Annotated in this window: 17 protein-coding genes; 12 read left to right on the top strand and 5 right to left on the bottom strand. The window is 45.9% G+C overall.

Annotated elements, in window-relative coordinates:
* Positions 1–76: 76 nt before the first annotated feature.
* Both ABU615_RS08690 and ABU615_RS08695 read right to left on the bottom strand, forming a co-directional pair.
* Positions 77–1,705 carry an FAD-dependent oxidoreductase gene (locus tag ABU615_RS08690; RefSeq protein WP_370388845.1) on the bottom strand — a complete coding sequence of 543 codons (1,629 nt, stop codon included), beginning with the start codon at positions 1,703–1,705 and terminating at the stop codon, positions 77–79.
* Between the two features lie 13 nt (positions 1,706–1,718).
* The gene (locus ABU615_RS08695; RefSeq protein ID WP_367489437.1) at positions 1,719–3,227 is read right to left on the bottom strand and encodes a polyamine aminopropyltransferase; all 1,509 of its coding nucleotides are present in this window, start codon (positions 3,225–3,227) and stop codon (positions 1,719–1,721) included.
* Between the two features lie 244 nt (positions 3,228–3,471).
* Between ABU615_RS08695 and ABU615_RS08700 the strand changes: the two genes are divergently transcribed.
* The 4 genes from ABU615_RS08700 to speD are packed head-to-tail and all read left to right on the top strand — an operon-like array spanning position 3,472 to position 7,166.
* Positions 3,472–3,870, top strand: coding sequence for a DUF350 domain-containing protein (locus ABU615_RS08700; RefSeq protein WP_100139677.1), 399 nt, complete (start codon positions 3,472–3,474; stop codon positions 3,868–3,870).
* Positions 3,871–3,898: 28 nt separating this feature from the next.
* A complete protein-coding gene (locus ABU615_RS08705) occupies positions 3,899–4,930 on the top strand; it encodes an SPFH domain-containing protein (RefSeq protein WP_100139678.1) in 1,032 nt (343 codons plus the stop codon).
* An 8-nt stretch (positions 4,931–4,938) separates the two neighbouring features.
* Positions 4,939–6,801, top strand: a complete 1,863-nt coding sequence (locus ABU615_RS08710; protein WP_370388846.1) for a DUF4178 domain-containing protein — start codon at positions 4,939–4,941, stop codon at positions 6,799–6,801.
* Positions 6,801–7,166 carry an adenosylmethionine decarboxylase gene (gene speD, locus ABU615_RS08715; RefSeq protein WP_370388575.1) on the top strand — a complete coding sequence of 122 codons (366 nt, stop codon included), beginning with the start codon at positions 6,801–6,803 and terminating at the stop codon, positions 7,164–7,166. Before ABU615_RS08710 ends, speD begins: the two co-directional genes overlap by 1 nt.
* Positions 7,167–7,553: 387 nt before the next feature.
* Here the strand turns inward: speD and ABU615_RS08720 are convergent, their stop codons facing one another.
* Positions 7,554–8,360 (bottom strand): outer membrane protein assembly factor BamD, encoded by an 807-nt coding sequence (locus ABU615_RS08720; RefSeq protein ID WP_100152195.1) that lies wholly within the window; start codon positions 8,358–8,360, stop codon positions 7,554–7,556.
* Between ABU615_RS08720 and rluD the strand changes: the two genes are divergently transcribed.
* On the top strand, positions 8,359–9,483 hold the full coding sequence (rluD, locus tag ABU615_RS08725) for a 23S rRNA pseudouridine(1911/1915/1917) synthase RluD (protein ID WP_370388847.1): 1,125 nt from the start codon (positions 8,359–8,361) through the stop codon (positions 9,481–9,483). The genes ABU615_RS08720 and rluD overlap by 2 nt on opposite strands.
* A gap of 12 nt (positions 9,484–9,495) precedes the next feature.
* Positions 9,496–10,290, top strand: coding sequence for a peptidoglycan editing factor PgeF (gene pgeF / locus ABU615_RS08730; protein WP_370388848.1), 795 nt, complete (start codon positions 9,496–9,498; stop codon positions 10,288–10,290).
* Positions 10,291–10,374: 84 nt separating this feature from the next.
* Here pgeF and ABU615_RS08735 read toward each other — a convergent pair whose 3' ends face one another.
* The gene (locus ABU615_RS08735; protein ID WP_267391427.1) at positions 10,375–10,524 is read right to left on the bottom strand and encodes a hypothetical protein; all 150 of its coding nucleotides are present in this window, start codon (positions 10,522–10,524) and stop codon (positions 10,375–10,377) included.
* Between the two features lie 289 nt (positions 10,525–10,813).
* Positions 10,814–11,038, bottom strand: a complete 225-nt coding sequence (locus ABU615_RS08740) for a hypothetical protein (protein WP_370388849.1) — start codon at positions 11,036–11,038, stop codon at positions 10,814–10,816.
* A gap of 549 nt (positions 11,039–11,587) precedes the next feature.
* Between ABU615_RS08740 and ABU615_RS08745 the strand changes: the two genes are divergently transcribed.
* The 6 genes from ABU615_RS08745 (at position 11,588) to ABU615_RS08770 (ending at position 17,670) form a co-directional block, all read left to right on the top strand.
* Positions 11,588–13,378: a 2-isopropylmalate synthase gene (locus tag ABU615_RS08745; protein ID WP_370388850.1), complete on the top strand. Its 1,791-nt coding sequence runs from the start codon at positions 11,588–11,590 to the stop codon at positions 13,376–13,378.
* Between the two features lie 227 nt (positions 13,379–13,605).
* Positions 13,606–13,908, top strand: coding sequence for an urease subunit gamma (ureA, locus tag ABU615_RS08750; protein WP_100139705.1), 303 nt, complete (start codon positions 13,606–13,608; stop codon positions 13,906–13,908).
* Positions 13,909–13,998: 90 nt separating this feature from the next.
* Positions 13,999–14,313 (top strand): urease subunit beta, encoded by a 315-nt coding sequence (gene ureB, locus ABU615_RS08755; protein WP_100139706.1) that lies wholly within the window; start codon positions 13,999–14,001, stop codon positions 14,311–14,313.
* 82 nt (positions 14,314–14,395) lie between these two features.
* The gene (gene ureC / locus ABU615_RS08760) at positions 14,396–16,117 is read left to right on the top strand and encodes an urease subunit alpha (protein ID WP_370388851.1); all 1,722 of its coding nucleotides are present in this window, start codon (positions 14,396–14,398) and stop codon (positions 16,115–16,117) included.
* Between the two features lie 300 nt (positions 16,118–16,417).
* On the top strand, positions 16,418–16,939 hold the full coding sequence (gene ureE, locus ABU615_RS08765; protein WP_100156256.1) for an urease accessory protein UreE: 522 nt from the start codon (positions 16,418–16,420) through the stop codon (positions 16,937–16,939).
* 11 nt (positions 16,940–16,950) lie between these two features.
* Positions 16,951–17,670: an urease accessory protein UreF gene (locus tag ABU615_RS08770; protein WP_370388852.1), complete on the top strand. Its 720-nt coding sequence runs from the start codon at positions 16,951–16,953 to the stop codon at positions 17,668–17,670.

Below are 17,670 nucleotides of genomic sequence, written 5' to 3' on the forward strand. Positions count from 1 at the left end.
TCAGTAGCAGATTAAGCAGCCTGTGGACAAGTTCGTACACAGGCTGTTGTTTTTCAAATCAGACCTGTAATCAATATTACTGTTGTGCCAGAATCTGCTCAGCGGCACGTTTACCCCAATAGCAGGCTTCCTCAAAAATCGAATAGCCGGATAAATCACTATGGGCAAACTGTAAACGACCCTGATAAGAGCGCAACGCCATTAAGCCCGCATTGGTGAGATAACCGGGCTGTGGTACGGCCATGGCATGGCCGCGTAGACTGATACGCGCCTGTACCATACGCTTTCGCAACACAATGCCATAAATCTCTTCCAATTCTTTAGCCGCACATTGGTATATTTCTTCAGGTGAGGCCGATAGCATCCAGTGACGTATGTTGGTCGGCGAATCATGATTCAATGCTGTATAGGCAGTGAAAGATGTAAAGGGTGGCGGCCCTTGCCGAATTTGCTGGTGTGTGGCCACCACATAGCCTAGCCCATCACCTTGATACAAAATGTTGTCCCATGCCAGCGCGCTGCCACTTTTTTCTGGAGGCATGCCGCGCAGTAAAAAATTAGCCACAATCCAAGGGGCATACTGAGGCATATGGGTCTGTGGCTGAAAACCATATCGCTGAATATTCTGCACCACGTGAGCTGCGATATACAGTGGCATGGCACAGATTGCATGCCGTGCCTGTAGCCAGAAATATTGCTGTTGTGCGGTACAGATTAACAGACGTACTCCCTGAGCCTCTTCTTCAATCGAAACTGCATAAGCACGGAGACTGCGCGGCTGAGTCAATGGCTGATCGGTTTCAGGAATGTTTTCCATAGCTTGCAGACGGCAAAATGCGCGTATCCGCTGCGACAGCTCATGTAAACCGTGCGGCCAGGTCAGCACTGTACCGTGTTCATTCTGCTCTGTGCCACGGGCGCAGAAATAGTGCAGTCCGGCCCACGCACAGATTTGGCCGATGCCTTGCCCATAATCATCACGACAGCAATAGTCCAGATACCACAGCAGAGTAGGCGAGTGATAACCTTGCTGTTCCAGCCAATTGGCAAAAGTTATCCGTTCCAGACGGCGCCATTCGTTGTCGTTACTGGCCAAATCCAGCGGAATGGTAAATATACGCTTGCCATCCACACCGCGCTGGCTGCTGAGCTGATGAATAAAACGGAAAAAACGCTGACTATCAGCATCACGCTGAGGCAGCAATTCATTCTGCCAGTGTTGTTGATAGAATAAACGCTCATTGGGCACCTGTAGCAGTGAGCGCTCATCATACACACCATGCTGATACAGTTGTAAATCGCCGAGTAATTCTCGGATGTGTTCCGATTCCGGTGAGGGTAGGGGCAGATAATGCGCACCGGTGGGGTAATCCACACCAAACTGGTGTTCACCGCGATTATTGCCATTGCGTTCAGCACCATCAAGTAAAATATAATCGTGCATGCCCTGTCTCGATAACTGCCAGGCAGCAGACAGCCCCGCCGCACCACTGCCGACAATCACCGTATTCACATGGCGTGTTGGAATATTAGCTGGAGGTTGTCGTTGCGCATCACGAATAGCATGCCCCACAGTCTTACCGGGGAAATCCACACTGATTGGTGGCTGCCCTGGTACAAAATAGCGCCACGCCTCATAGCTGCTCAAACCCACCATACTGGCGCCCAACACATTGCTGAGAAACCGGCGGCGACTGATTTTCATTTTTTTACCCCTATCAGCGCATCACCGCGCGCCAGTCAGCCTCAAAATATTCCACTAACTTCTGCGTGTTCAGATGATTGGGTTCTACTGCTCGCCGCTGCATATCTTTTGGAAACACAAACATTTCGCGCGTCGTTTCTGCATCTAGATAGCGTGTCGGCACCCGATAATGGTCTGGAATCAGAAACTCACCAGTCTGATTGGCCATCACATAGCCCCACTCACCAAAAGAAGGGACATACACATGAAAAGGTAGCGTTTTCAGTCCGGCAGCTTCCAGTGTATTGACAATGCACCAGAACGCATTGGGTGCAAAGTAAGGTGAAGTAGACTGCACCACCAGATTACCATGCGGATTTAAATGTCGCGCCACCATACGGTACATTGGTACCGAATACAGTTTGCCGAGGGAAAAATTGGAAGGGTCAGGAAAATCGATAATCACCACATCGAATTTTTCCTGATTGTGTTGCAGCCATTGCGCCGCATCCGCATTAATAATGCGCAGTTTCGGGTGATTAAGCGAATTCTGATTCAGCTCACGCAAAGTTGCCGAAGTACGGAAAACACGCGTCATACTTGCATCCAGATCCACCAGCGTAATCCGGCTTACCTGTGGATATTTCAGCACCTCCCGTGCTGCCAGCCCATCTCCGCCACCTAGTATCAAAATGCGGGAGGCCTGCGGATTCTGCTCCATCACCGGCAGTACCAGTGCTTCGTGATAGCGTGCCTCATCTACTGAAGAAAACTGTAAATTACCATTAAGAAACAATCTTGTATCATTATGCCATTTCGTAATCACCAGCCGCTGATAAGGAGAAGCGGTGCTAAACACCACTGGGTCACCAAAATAATGTTGTTCTGCTTTATTCGTAATGTGATTGGCGTAACAGAAAAACAGCAATAAAACCAACAGCACTATATTGCCGCGCATACGTAGACGCTGGTAACGAGGTAGTTCCTGCTTAAACAGCCGCGCTGTCAGCAGTGCCACTGCCGTATTTAAAATCCCGAACAACAGCGCACTTCTTGCCATGCCCAGCTTTGGAGCTAGAATCAGAGGAAACAACAACGAAACAGCCAGCGCTCCTAGATAGTCAAAAGTCAGTACACGGCTGACCACTTCTTTAAACTCCACCTCACGCAGATTCAGCACCCGCATCACCAGCGGCAGCTCCATTCCCGTAATAATACCGATAATCAGCACCAGCCCGTATAGCACCGAACGAAAAGGTGCCGCAGAAAAACCAAATAAAACAAACAAAAGCAGCGCCGAAACACCGCCGACAATTCCCACCAGAATTTCAATATCAATAAAGCGGCTCAGCGCATCACGGTCGGATATATAACGAGTCAGATGCGCACCAATGCCCATCGCAAACATATACACACCGATAATCGACGAAAACTGGAGTATCGAGTCACCAAGCAAATAGCTGGCCAGTGCCGCCATAATCAATTCATAAGCCAGCCCACAACTGGCCACAACAAACACAGAAACAATCAAAGCAGGATTCACAAATTATCCTTTTAATATTTTTTCAGCATCACAGCAGCCACCTGCCGTCCGTTGAAACCAGCTCTGTAATAAAAATAAAGCATCCCGATTAAAAAATACTTAATAAATATTTCTGCTCTAGCAACAAACCAGATACCACATTTCAATCTAAAGCTAACAAATTGCAAAAAAAAGTAAATAATAAACTATACAAAAACATTATTATACGGTATGTTAAAAAACTAAACAGTCAGGATAATAAACTATGGTAATTACTCTCTGGCAGTACATACAATATTTAAAATATTTTGGCGTTGCCCTGTTGCTACTTATCGTATTTATTATTTTTTATATACGAATAACTCCGGTAGCCGAACTAAAATTGATTAAGCAGGGCAACCTTGCCTGTGCCGTCTCAATGAGCGGCGCCATGATCGGATTCTGCATCACCCTCATTTCCAGCATGTTGCAATCTGTCAATCTCATCAGTTTCATCATCTGGGGCGCGGCAGCTATGATTGTGCAGATTCTGGTGTACTTTATTGCCACATTGCTTATCCCCAAGGCCAATTTCGAACTGGCGAACAACAATATCGCCGTCGGCGCCTTATTTTTCGGGCTGTCAGTGTCTATCGGCATCCTTAATGCAGCTGCACTAAGTTAACAATCAAACATCTGAACGGGATACAAAAATGGTTCTGAACTCAATTTTTGGCATTAACAAACTCGGTGGCTTCATCAAGAAACAATTCATTGATGTAATCCAGTGGGAAAACCCCGACCCTGAAGTCCTGATGTGGCGTTTTCCGATTAAGGATCAGGAAATTCAAAACGGAGCCGCACTCATTGTCCGCGAATCACAAAATGCCTTGTTTGTAGACGAAGGCGCCATCGCCGACCTGTTTGGTACCGGTACATTCACACTTAATACCCAGAATCTGCCCTTACTAACCGATCTCAAACACTGGGGTAAATTATTTCAATCACCATTCAAATCCGACGTGTACTTCTTCAATATGCGTCAGCAGCTTTCCAGACGCTGGGGCACCGCACAGCCGGTTACCATCCGCGACAATGATTTCGGTGCTGTTTCTGTGCGTTCATTTGGTATGTATTCATTCCGTATTGCCCAGCCAGAATTGTTTTTTAGCCAAGTAAGCGGTGTATGCGAAGAATACCGCACCGAAACACTGGAAGAACAGCTGCGCAATCTGGCTGTTACCCAGCTTGCCTCCGCTTTTGGCAACGCAAATATTCCTTTTCTGGATATGGCTGCTAATCAGATGCTGCTGTCGGAACAAATGACTACCCTATTACAACCGGCATTCACCGCCATGGGACTTGCGCTGGAAAATTTCACCGTAGAAAGCATTACCCTACCAGAGAGCCTGCAAGAACGGCTGGATGAACGCATGGGCATGGGTATCGTTGGCGACATGGGACGCTACACCCAATACCAGACGGCTCAGGCTATTCCACTGGCTGCACAGAATGAAGGCGGAGTAGCCGGCATCGGAGCTGGATTAGCTGCCGGTATGAATATTGCTAATGTCATGACTTCAGGTATCACCGGTACTGCCACTGCCGCACCGGCCTCTAAACCAGAAACAGCAGATATAACCGCTCGATTGTCACAGCTGAAAACCCTGCTGGAGCAGAATCTTATCAGTCAGAGCGACTATGATTCAGCTAAGGCCGAGATTCTCAGAAAACTCACTGACTAAATGGCTGTATGAACAGTTTTTCCTATCTGCTGTACAGTACTTGTCCGAGCTGTGGTGCCGAAATCGGTATACGCTCAGCAACCGCCGTCACCGCAGTTTGTGGCTATTGTCATTCTGTTTTATTAATCCAACAGAATGCATTAGTACTATCCGGCCGCCATTCTGCAGTTTTAAATGATCTATCACCACTGCAAATCGGTACTACTGGGATGTGGCAGGGTAAACCGTTCACCCTCATCGGGCGTATGCAAGTCAGCTACGAAGCCGGTTCGTGGAGTGAATGGCATGCACTGATGCATGATGGCAGCAGTGCATGGCTATCTGAATCCAATGACCGCTTTGTTTTCACCCGCCTGCAGCCTACATCTCCTCAAGCGAAAGCTTTACCAGAATTCAGCAATCTCAAAGTAGGAAGCTCTTATTTCAAATACAGAGACCGGCACTATGCCGTAGCCGATATCCGTGATATCCGCCGCGGCCAGTATGCAGCCGAAGGCGAACTGCCGGTGCCTTTACCTGAATCGGAAAAGGCACAGGTAGCAGATTGCCGCAATGGTACATCCTTCATTACACTAGATTACGCCGACGGTCAGGCACAGCCACAAGTCTTTGCCGGTAAAGGCGTGGCACTCAGTGCCCTGAGACTGCAAAACACCCGTACACCCGACCAGATTCGTACCCGTTCCGGTTATGTCAAGGGCAGTACCAAAAGAGGTAAATGTCCCAATTGCGGCGGGGAAATACGCTGGGTAAGCGGTGTGGCAGACCACGTTGTCTGCCAGTATTGCCGCAGCCAGCTCAACATGAGTGAAGAAACGGCTCACCAGAATGCGACGCATGAAATGCGTGAGCATCAACAACGCGCTCTAACCATTAAAATCGGCAGCAAAGCACGCATTGATAATGAAAACTGGTGGGTGCTGGGCGCCATGGTGTTGTATTACGTACCGGTAGAAAAAGTTATGCCGGATGTACCGCTTTATATCCAGCTGGCTGAACGCAAAGAAAGTGAAGATGAGGATGACTCAGCTGGCTGGACAGAATATCTGCTCTACTCACCCAAAAAAGGGTTTCTGTGGCTGGTGGAGCAGGGAAAAAACCAATGGGCAATAGCTACCACATTGGATGACTGGCCGGTTCTGAAAAAACCGCTAGAACCAATTGATGCAAACAAAGACAGCGTCCCATTTTTATATGATTACGCAGCTCAAGTTGAGTATGCAGCTGGAGCCTTTTACTGGCAAGTCTCTCCTGGCGACAGAATGTATTACATCGATTATGGGTGCGAAGAGCGTAAATTATCTACCACCCTGACCCGAAACGAACAATCATGGTCTGTCGTCAGCAATATACCGGCGACACTGGTGTCTGCATGGTTTCAGGGAAATAAAAACATCAGCATTGATGCCAAACCCATGCCTGCTGATAAAGCAGCAGTTCTTGTTCGTGAACACCAAAACATTAAAGCAAACGATTTTACCAAAGCCAACATTAAAAGCTGGCGGGTGAAAAACGTATTGCATCTCAGTACCGATATCCACACGCCAACCTTTTGGATGCTGGTATTTATTGTTTTGAATTTGCCTATTTTTATTAAAATTTTTGTAGCTGGTGTAGCAGATTTTGAATATCTGTTCACGCCTTTGTGTTGGCATATTCTTGCCTATGGATTACTCCGTGATTTTCCTTATCGGGAACTCTTTATATTCGGTTCAGCAGAAGGTTATAAAAAATTCAATATCTTCATGGCCATCCTGATTGTGATCGGCTTCACTTGGATAAATTATGCTTCGTATTCTTCTGAGAAAGCAGAAGATTCTACTGTTGGTCACAGCTATTATGGAGGTAGCAGTGGACATTGGCACAAATAATGCAGAATAATCATATTATCGGGCAGCACTGTCTGCTGGATGTTTATCAGTTGGACAGCAAATGGTTACAAAACAGTAGTGCAATCGAGCAGCTCCTGCGTCAGCTAGCCCAAGCTGCACGGGCACATATCTTAGAAAGCTATTTTCATACTTTTGGTGGTAGTGGAGGCGTAACCGGCGTATTGCTACTGGCCGAGTCACATATCAGTATCCATACGTGGCCAGAGCATCAGTATGCCGCTATTGATATATTTATGTGTGGAAAGTTGCTGGCAGAAGCAGCAGTTACTGAATTAAAACAATTGCTACCAGACGCACAGATGCACATTCGCTGGCTGGCACGGACATATCAGCCACAAGAATAAATGCCAGTTTCATTGCTTTTGAGCATAAAATTTCGCAGATTCAGCAATACTGCAAAAAATAAATAGCTGGCAAACAAACAGGCCAGTGCAACACAATTAGCAATCAGTAAAAAAATTTTAAAAACGAGATATTAACTTTTATAGATGTTCATCACCATCGGCTACTATAACCAATCAAATCTAGAATAAATAATATCGATACAAAATCACTCTCAACTCAAAAACATTAATATCCAAATTATCATCTCACTGGATAGAATTTTTATAGCATATAAGATTAAAAAGAATTTCAGTCTCTAGTCCAAATAACCAAATAAAAAATTAGACCGATACCTTGTATCGATCTAATAGCACTGTTCATCAGATTTTGAGATTTACCGTTAGGCTTTACTTCCAATAACGCCACCATGGAATGGCATTATGATCCTGCCACGGAGATTGCAGATACGGGCTATTTGGAAAATTCTGTGCCAGAACGCGCTTAGTATCATCACTGAGCTTCTGCTCACCCAGTTTTTCATACGCAGAAACCATAATAGCCAGTGCTTCCTCCACATTAGGCGTATTCTGGTATTGAGAAATAACCGTCTGTGCACGGCCAACAGCCGCCAGCCATGCACCACGTTTCATATAATAACGTGCTACTGAAAGCTCATTCCCGCCAAGCGCATCCAGCAGTTTCTGCATCTTATCGCGAGCATCGGCAGCATATTTACTTTGGGGGAAATATTCTACTAGTTGAGCAAAAGTGGTATAAGCTTCCCGATTAGCTTTCGGGTCGCGGTCAGACCAATCTTGTTTGGCCAGCTTATTAACAAAGGATTTGTCCTCATTCAGCTGAATCAGTGCTTTCAAATACAAAGCGTAATCCATATTGGGGTGCTGCGGGTACAAACGCTGAAACTGTTCAATTGCCGCCAATGCTTTATCATTCTCATCATCTTTATAATAAGCATATGCTGTGTCCAGCTGAGCCTGCTCCGCATACGAACCATACGGGAATCGAGACTGCAGAATTTCGTATAATTTCTCTGCATGAGTATAATTACGATGCATCAGCTCATCGTGTGCTTCATTATACAGACGCTGAACAGACCAGTCCTGAGTAATCTGGGAATCCTTATCGACCGTACTTGTGCTGGCACAGGCACTCAGTAAAAGGCCTAAGGCCACCGCCAAAAACAAATTTTTCATGAAAGACACTTCTTTGTTAGAGAATGATGACGATTATAACGATGATTTGCCCTTTGCGGCAGATGAAGCTGCACAAAGTTATAAAAATTGGACCGTACCTAATGATCTAGCCGGCCTGCGCCTGGACGCAGCATTGGCCAAACTGGCGCCTGAGTTCTCCCGCAGCCGTCTTACTGCCTGGATCAGGGAAAATCACGTCACCGTTAACGGCCACATCGTACCGCCGAAATATAAACTGATCGGCGGTGAAACCATACAGGCAGCCATACAACAGGATGAAAGCCAGCTCGCATTCACCCCCGAAGCCATGGCACTAGACATTATATATGAAGATTATAGCGTACTGGTATTGAATAAACCGGCTGGTCTTGTTGTACATCCCGCAGCAGGCAATTGGCAGGGCACACTACTGAACGGCCTGCTCGCCTATTGCCCGGCACTGGCACAAGTACCGAGAGCCGGTATCGTGCACCGTCTAGATAAAGATACCAGCGGCCTCATGGTTGTAGCCAAAACCGTGCCGGCACAAACACACTTAGTACGCCAGCTACAAGCACGGACTGTTAAACGAACCTATCGTGCAGTGGCTGACGGAATCGTACCTTATGATGGCAAAATCGAAACACTGATTGGCCGTGATCCGCATAACCGCACACGAATGGCCGTGGTACCGTTTGGAGGCAAAGAAGCCATCACCCACGTCAAAGTGCTCGAACGATATGCCGATTTCAGCTATATCGAATGTCAGCTCGAAACCGGCCGTACCCATCAGATACGCGTACACATGAAAGCCGCAGGCCATCCGCTTGCTGGAGATCCGCTCTATGGCAACCCGCGCCATCCAGCTACCATCGAAGCCAAAGCAGCAATAAAAGCAATGGCACGGCAGGCACTGCATGCTTACCGGCTCAGTTTTATTCATCCGCAGACACAAGAAAAAGTACAGTTTGAAGCTTCACTGCCCGAAGATATCTATCACTTACTTTCTGTACTGCGTCTACAGGCAGGCATGGATTCAGCCATCAAAAACGCTGATGAATGGCAGAAACGTCTGACCGATGATGAAGACGAAGACTGGGATGACGATGATTACGACGTGGATGTAATTTACATACGCGAATAATAAGGCCGCCGCATGAATACACAATGGGACATGAATCAGGCACTTGGTCTGTGTCAGGACAAAAATGCCTTTGCACAGGCAGACTGGCCAGCACCAAACAATGTACATACCCTGATCACTACACGACTGGGTGGCATCAGCAAAGCGCCATTTGCATCATTGAACGTTGGTGCACACGTAGGTGATCATCCTCAAGCCGTAGCACAAAACCGCGCCATTGTGCAGCAGCAGGCAGCACAGCCAATCGCCTATCTGAATCAGACTCACAGTGTAAATGTAATCGCAGCCACAACGGCATTATCTGCATTGCAGTCTGGACAGCCAGCTGAAGCCGACGCCAGCTATAGCCGCCAAGGAGAAAAAGTCGCCTGCGCCATCATGACAGCCGATTGCCTACCAGTGCTGCTGTGTGACCGTGCCGGTACAACCGTAGCTGCCGCCCATGCCGGCTGGCGCGGACTGGCCGGCGGCATATTGCAAAATACCATAGAAGCCATGCGGGTCAGCCCATTGGAAATAATGGCTTATCTTGGTCCGGCAATCGGACCCGAAGCTTTCGAGGTCGACCCCGACGTATGGGAAGCTTTCTGTCTGCATCAGCCCAAAGCACAGGCTGCTTTTACTGACATCGGTAACCATCATTATCTTGCCGATATATATGCGCTGGCACGGCTAGCTCTGGCAGATGTCGGTGTACATCAAGTCTATGGTGGCACAGAGTGTACGGTATTGCAGCGCGAACGCTATTTCTCGTACCGGCGTGATGGACAAACAGGCCGCATGGTTAGCGCCATCTGGCTTGATTAAAGCGTATCTCATCGGCTTAACTTTCCGTTTGGTTAATCACACATAAAATGTGTCACCGAACCCAACGGTAGGTTTCAAGAAGAATCAATTGTTAAGCGGCAGTAAATCAGCATTCTGCAACAAACCGTCAATTTCCTGCATTAATGCTGAGGCAGTACTTAGACCCAGACGGGTAGGGCAGGTAAACATATTTTCAGCCTGCCGATGAGAATACTGTGTACATTGATTAACCACTAAATGACTTTCCGGGGGGCCGTTTTAATTAACCTCTGCCAGCCAGCCCACGAAACCCAGTTTTTCCATTCAGCAGAATGTCAGTTTTCTGCTGGCCGTATGTAAAAGCCACTGATATACATATATTTATGTTATATGGATATAAAAATATTGTGGTAAATCTGAGCCTGATGTATAAGATGACCGGCGATCCGGATATCGTGATTTCGATAGACTATGGATCCAGCATAACTAAAAAACGGCAGTGGACACTGTGAGCAACTACTATCCTGCTCAGATGCGAACCGTTTCATCCACCAAGGCTACGGCCAACAATCAAAACCTGAGTGTGCTGGCCAATATTTTGGTATAAACGGATAAAAGCCGGATTTAGCGTCAGCGGAGGCACCGAAGCATTATGGTAGCGTTTAGCCTCACGGTAAAAAATTTCTGTATAACTTAAATAATCACAACGATAATAATACCGAACAAATACAGACGGCAAATGCCAACGCGCTTGCAGGTACTTGAACAAACGAAAATGATGGCGCCGTGCTAGATTATAGGTAATACGATTTTGCTAAATCCAATATTTTTCCAAAAGCCTTAGGACAAATTGTGCAGGCTAATTTGGTGAGTAATCGAAAAACAAGCAGTATTGATAAGTCAGACGAAGCAATATGTTAGAGGGTATTTCTGGCCACTGTAAAACACTTATAGGAGCAAGTCTCAGCTACTCATGCTGCTGATGTCACGCATGTTGTCATCTGTAAGAAAAAATAAATTGGCTACTACAAAGTGTACGAATGTCATGCTGAAGGTGTAATTGCAGGTATTTGATTGAAAGAAAATTTAGCCATGTAAGGCTGAGGCCGATAGGAAAGCCGTTGTCTGACCTATTCAATATTAGGGTAGTGTGGCGATTTATCGTGCTTCATTATAAAAATGTACAAAATGTCTAAAAAATAATTTCAATAATATCTTTGAATAAAATAAACTTGTTTTTTTGTCCAATTTTACGTATATTAGCGTAATAGAATAATTGTAGCATGATGAAAAAAGTAAATTGGACAAAAGGTCAGTTATGCAATTGAATATAGACCGCTTAATTGCCTATTTTGGTGGCGTAAATGCTTTAGCTGAAGCCCTGAAACAGCATTATCCTGATAGCGCAGCCTCTGCTGCAGCCATCTATAAATGGCGTAAGCGTGGTTCCTTACCACTGAATCAACTGCAAAAAATTATTCTGATGGCTGAGAAACAAAACAAGCCGCTCGATATCAATGCTTTTATGCAACACAATAACACTACCTTGGAGAGACCAAGAATGACCAGTACCAATAATCGAGTCATTATATTTGATACCACTCTGCGTGATGGAGAACAGTCGCCGGGAGCGGCTATGACGAAGGAAGAAAAAATTCGCATTGCACGCCAATTGGAGAAGCTGGGTGTGGACGTAATTGAAGCCGGATTTGCAGCAGCCAGCCCAGGGGATTTTGATGCTATTCACACCATTGCTGAAATTATTCAGAATGCCACAGTGTGCTCATTATCCCGTGCAAATGAACGCGATGTACGTAAGGCTGGCGAAGCGATCGCACCAGCCAAGAAGAAACGAATTCATACTTTTATCGCCACCAGCCCCCTGCATATGGAGCATAAACTGCGGATGAAACCGCAGCAGGTGAAAGAAACCGCAGTCAAAGCCGTTAAAATCGCGCGCGAATATACGGATGATGTTGAATTCTCTTGCGAAGATGCATTGCGTAGCGATATTAATTTTCTAGCTGAAATCTGTCAGGCAGTGATTGAAGCAGGTGCCACCACCATTAATATCCCTGATACCGTGGGCTATGCCATCCCATTTCAGACAGAAGCCTTTTTCCGTGAATTGATTCAGAAAACACCGGGTAGCGATAAAGTAATTTGGTCGGCACACTGCCATAATGATCTCGGACTTGCTGTGGGTAATTCACTAGCAGCGGTGATTGGCGGTGCTAGGCAGGTAGAATGTACCATTAATGGATTGGGTGAGCGTGCCGGCAATGCCAGCCTTGAAGAAGTGGTAATGGCATTGAAAACCCGCCATGATGTTTTTGGCTTGGAAACCAATATCGACACCACGCAGATAGTACCAACCTCGAAAATGGTGTCTACTGTAACCGGTTATCCGGTGCAGCCGAATAAAGCCATAGTTGGTGCCAATGCTTTTGCACATGAATCCGGTATCCATCAGGATGGCGTGCTGAAATGTCGTGAAACATATGAAATTATGTCTGCTGAATCGGTAGGTTGGAGTACCAACCGCCTGACACTAGGCAAACTCTCCGGCCGCAATGCTTTCCGTACCAAATTGCAAGAGCTGGGTATTGAACTGGAAAGTGAAGAAGCTTTAAATGCGGCTTTTGCCCGTTTTAAAGAGCTGGCTGATAAAAAACGCGAAATTTTCGATGAGGACTTGCATGCACTGGTATCAGATGAGTTAGTCAGCCGCGCGCCTGATCGTTACAAATACGTTTCACTGAGTATTCATAGTGAAACCGGTGAAGAGCCGGTAGCTGAAATCGTCTTTAATGTGGACGGAAACGAAAAACGCGCCAGCAGCCATGGTTCTGGTCCGGTTGATGCTGTCTTCAAAGCTATTGAATCAGAAGCGGGTAGTACAGCTGATTTGCAGCTGTATTCGGTAAACGCCATTACAGCGGGTACCGAAAGTCAGGGCGAAGTAACAGTACGGTTGTCGCGTGAAGGCCATCTGGTTAGCGGGCAGGGTGCTGATACCGATATTATTGTTGCCAGTGCCAAAGCCTATCTTTCAGCCCTTAATAAACTGGAAAGCCAGCCCAGAGTAAAAGCTCAGGGAGTGATTTAACTTGCATTGTTCTTTATATTGGGCTGTTTATATTAAATAAATCCAGTTTTCAGCAGTGTTAAACCCGTATAAGCATATGTTTATACGGGTTTATCAATTTCACCGAAACATTCAGCTACCTATATACAGAAACACTACTTTAAGTTTATTATCAATTGTAAATAAAACTATCTTAGTTTATAGCGCAATGTAAATAACGTTCAGATATTTACACAGGAAAACAAACCATGCATTTAACCAGTCGTGAACAGGAAAAACTAATGCTGTTTCTGGCCGGCGAACTGGCTGCCAAACGCCGTGCTCGCGGTGTACTGCTGAATTATCCCGAAGCCATAGCCTACATCAGCAGCCAGCTACAGGAGGCAGCACGTGACGGCATGAGCGTAGCAGAATTAATGCAATATGGTGCGACATTATTAACCAGTGCTGACGTGATGGAAGGTGTGCCTGAAATGGTAAATGAAGTACAGATTGAAGCAACTTTTCCGGATGGTACCAAACTGGTGACCGTACACCAGCCCATTCGCTGATACAGAATTCAGACATTGCAGGTTACGCCCTGCTAAATAGCAACTACATGCAAACAAAATATTCGTACCACGTCTGATCAGGAGAAATGTATGATTCCCGGAGAATATGTGCTGGCTGCAGACGATATTATCGCCAATCAGAATCGCCGTACCCTTACCATTACCGTAGTGAACCGTGGCGACCGCCCCATACAAGTGGGCTCACATTATCATTTTTATGAAACCAATGCGGCGCTGGAATTTGAACGTGAACAAACGCGCGGCATGCGCCTGAATGTGCCTTCTGGTAATGCTGTACGTTTCGAGCCTGGTGAAGTGAAAACCATAGAATTAACCGAATATGGTGGTTTGAAAAAAGTATTTGGATTTCATAATGCCATTAATGGCAGTCTAAACAATCAATAATTATTGGTATCCAGATACCGGACAGAACCAAATTAAGTCACCACTAAACATTTCTACCAGTGAATTGAATCGAGAATCTGCCATGAGCCTGAAAATTTCCCGTCAGCAATATGTTGCCACCTACGGGCCTACCGTAGGCGATAAAGTGCGTTTAGGTGATACTGAATTGTTTGCCGAAGTAGAACGCGATTTACTTACTTATGGAGAAGAGGGCAAATTTGGCGGTGGTAAATCCATTCGGGATGGTATGGCGCAGTCTGCTACTGCCACACGCAGCAACCAGAATGTGTTGGATATGGTGATTACCAATGTACTGATAATGGATTACTGGGGCATCGTCAAAGCTGATATCGGTATTCGTGATGGTAAAATCGTGGGCGTTGGGCAGGCAGGTAATCCCGATACTATGGATGGTGTGACACCAAACATGATTATCGGTGCGGCCACCGAAGTCCATAATGGTGCCAATCTGATCGCCACTGCCGGGGGAATAGATACCCATATCCACTTTATCTCACCGCAGCAGATTACCCATGCCATTGAATCCGGCATCACCACCATGATTGGTGGAGGGACAGGGCCAGCTGACGGAACCAATGCCACCACAGTTACACCAGGGGCGTGGCATATACAAAAAATGTTACAGGCGGCAGAACAGGCACCAGTCAATCTGGGCTTTTTTGGTAAAGGCAATTGCGCCAGCCTCGAGCCTTTACGTGAACAGATAGCCGCCGGTGCGCTGGGGTTGAAAATTCACGAAGATTGGGGTGCCACCGCGGCTGTTATCGATGCTTCCTTAAAAATTGCGGATGAAATGGATGTGCAGGTAGCTATCCACACCGATACTCTGAATGAAGGCGGATTTCTGGAAGATACCATGCGTGCTATTGATGGCAGAGTAATCCATACCTTTCACACAGAGGGCGCAGGCGGCGGCCATGCACCGGATATCATCAAAGCTGCTATGTATCCGAATGTTTTACCAGCATCTACCAATCCCACACGCCCGTTTACTGTGAATACTATCGACGAGCATCTGGATATGCTGATGGTGTGTCATCATCTGGATAAAAGTGTGGCTGAAGATGTGGCCTTTGCCGATTCACGCATTAGACCGGAAACCATTGCTGCGGAAGATATCCTGCATGATATGGGTGTATTCTCAATTATGAGTTCGGATTCACAGGCGATGGGCAGGGTTGCGGAAGTTATCGTACGCACATGGCAAACTGCCGACAAAATGAAACAGCAGCGTGGCTCGTTGCCAGAAGAAACCGGCAACAATGATAATTTCCGTATCAAGCGCTATTTAGCCAAATACACCATTAATCCTGCCATTGCTCAAGGCATCAACGATTATGTCGGTTCAATCGAAGCCGGCAAAATCGCCGATTTGGTTTTATGGAAACCAGCTTTTTTCGGCGTCAAACCTGAAATCATTATTAAGGGTGGCACCATCAGCTATGCCCGTATGGGTGACCCGAATGCCTCTATCCCGACTCCTCAGCCGGTAATCTATCGTCCTATGTTTGGTGCACTGGGACGGGCTGTGCAAGATACTGCCGTATTATTTGTTTCACAGGCTGGAGTAGATAACGATATCCGTAGCCGGTATGGATTGCATAAACAAACTCTTCCTGTGCGCAATTGCCGTAATATTGGTAAAAAAGACCTAATTCATAATCATGCCATGCCGGAAATTACCGTAAATCCGGAAACATATGAAGTACGCGTGAATGGTGAGCATATTACCTGTGAGCCAGCTAAAAAAGTAGCTTTGGCGCAGCGGTATTTTCTGTTTTGAGGATGATTAAGAATGGAATGAAATCAATTTTTTTATTTTTAATGGTGTTAAAATTTAGGACAAAAAATTCATATCATTTGTCTCAATGCATAAAATTTGTTTATTCAGATAGTAAAAGTAACTTTATGTTTTTGAAATAAATTTTCTTTGTGTTGAAAATGTTGGATTGAATTTAATATGACGAAAAAAAATCTTTGTAATTCGAGTCAAATGTTTTTATATTAATCTGTTTGAAATTAAATATTTTTCATAATTTTTATTATATTCTCTTATTGTTACTTAAAATCATCAAAAATCAAAATGAATCTCATCATCCAAACCATTATCGGCAATCTGCAAACGCTTAAACAACAGCAGCAGATAACAACCCAGAAAGTCGATACCGTCTGCCTGCAATGGTTTGAAGCAGACCGCCGCATTATCCGCACCACCACCAATGACGGGCGAGAAATTGCTTTTCGCCTGCTGAAAGAAGGACAACGTCTGCATCATGATGATGTGGTGTATCTGGATAAGCAGCTGGCTATCGTAGTGCAGATTGAGCCTAGTGAAGTGATGGTGCTGTCGCCACAGACCCTAGCGGAAATGGCACGTGCCTGCTATGAAATCGGGAACAAACATACACCATTGTTTTTAGACGGAAATGAATTACTGTTACCATTTGATAAACCATTGTTTGAATGGTTGCAAGCAGCTGGTTTTGCGCCTACGCGCCAGCAACGGCGGTTGAGTGAACAATTGCGTGCCAATTCTGCACCAGGTGTGGGCGGTAGTCACACGCATAGCCACAGCCATGAATTTGCAGAACACCACCATCATTAATGTTTGCATCTATGAGCAACTTTGGAAGCCAGCTTGATATTCATGCTTTAACCCGTGCAGGTTTATTGCTGCAACTGGCTGATCCTACGCTGCCAATTGGAGGCTTTAACCACTCCGGCGGGCTGGAAACCTTTGTTCAGCAAGGCGCAGTACATAATGAGGCTACCCTGAAAGAATTTGTTTGTACCCAATTGCAGCAAAACTGGATACACAATGATGGTGCCTATGTATCATTGGCCTACCATTCCAGCAAAGACAATAATCTGCCAGCACTGATGCAGCTAGATAAACAGATTGGTGCTGCCAAAGTAGCTCGTGAACTGCGTGAGAGCAGCTACAAACTCGGCATACGCCTGCTTAAAATTTTTGCACCGCATTACCAGACAGCCATAGTGAGATCCTTTCAAGAAGCACTGTTGTCACAGCAGGTACGGGGATTTTATCCACTGGTATTTGGTCTGCTGGCGGCTGCAATGCATTTAGATAAAGCGGCTACACTACAGGCATTTTATTACAACGCTGTAGTGGGCCTGATTACTAATGGGGTGAAATTGATTCCACTTAGCCAGATGGCGGGGCAGGAAATGTTAATTGAATTGCATGAAAAGATTGCTGAAACCGTTGCTGCTAGCATGCAGCCTTCTATAAAGCAATTAGGTGCGACAACACTGGCCACAGATATCAGAGCCATGCAGCATGAACGATTATATACTCGTTTATATATGAGTTAG

It is taken from the genome of Snodgrassella alvi, from assembly GCF_040741455.2.
GTDB lineage: Bacteria > Pseudomonadota > Gammaproteobacteria > Burkholderiales > Neisseriaceae > Snodgrassella > Snodgrassella alvi_E.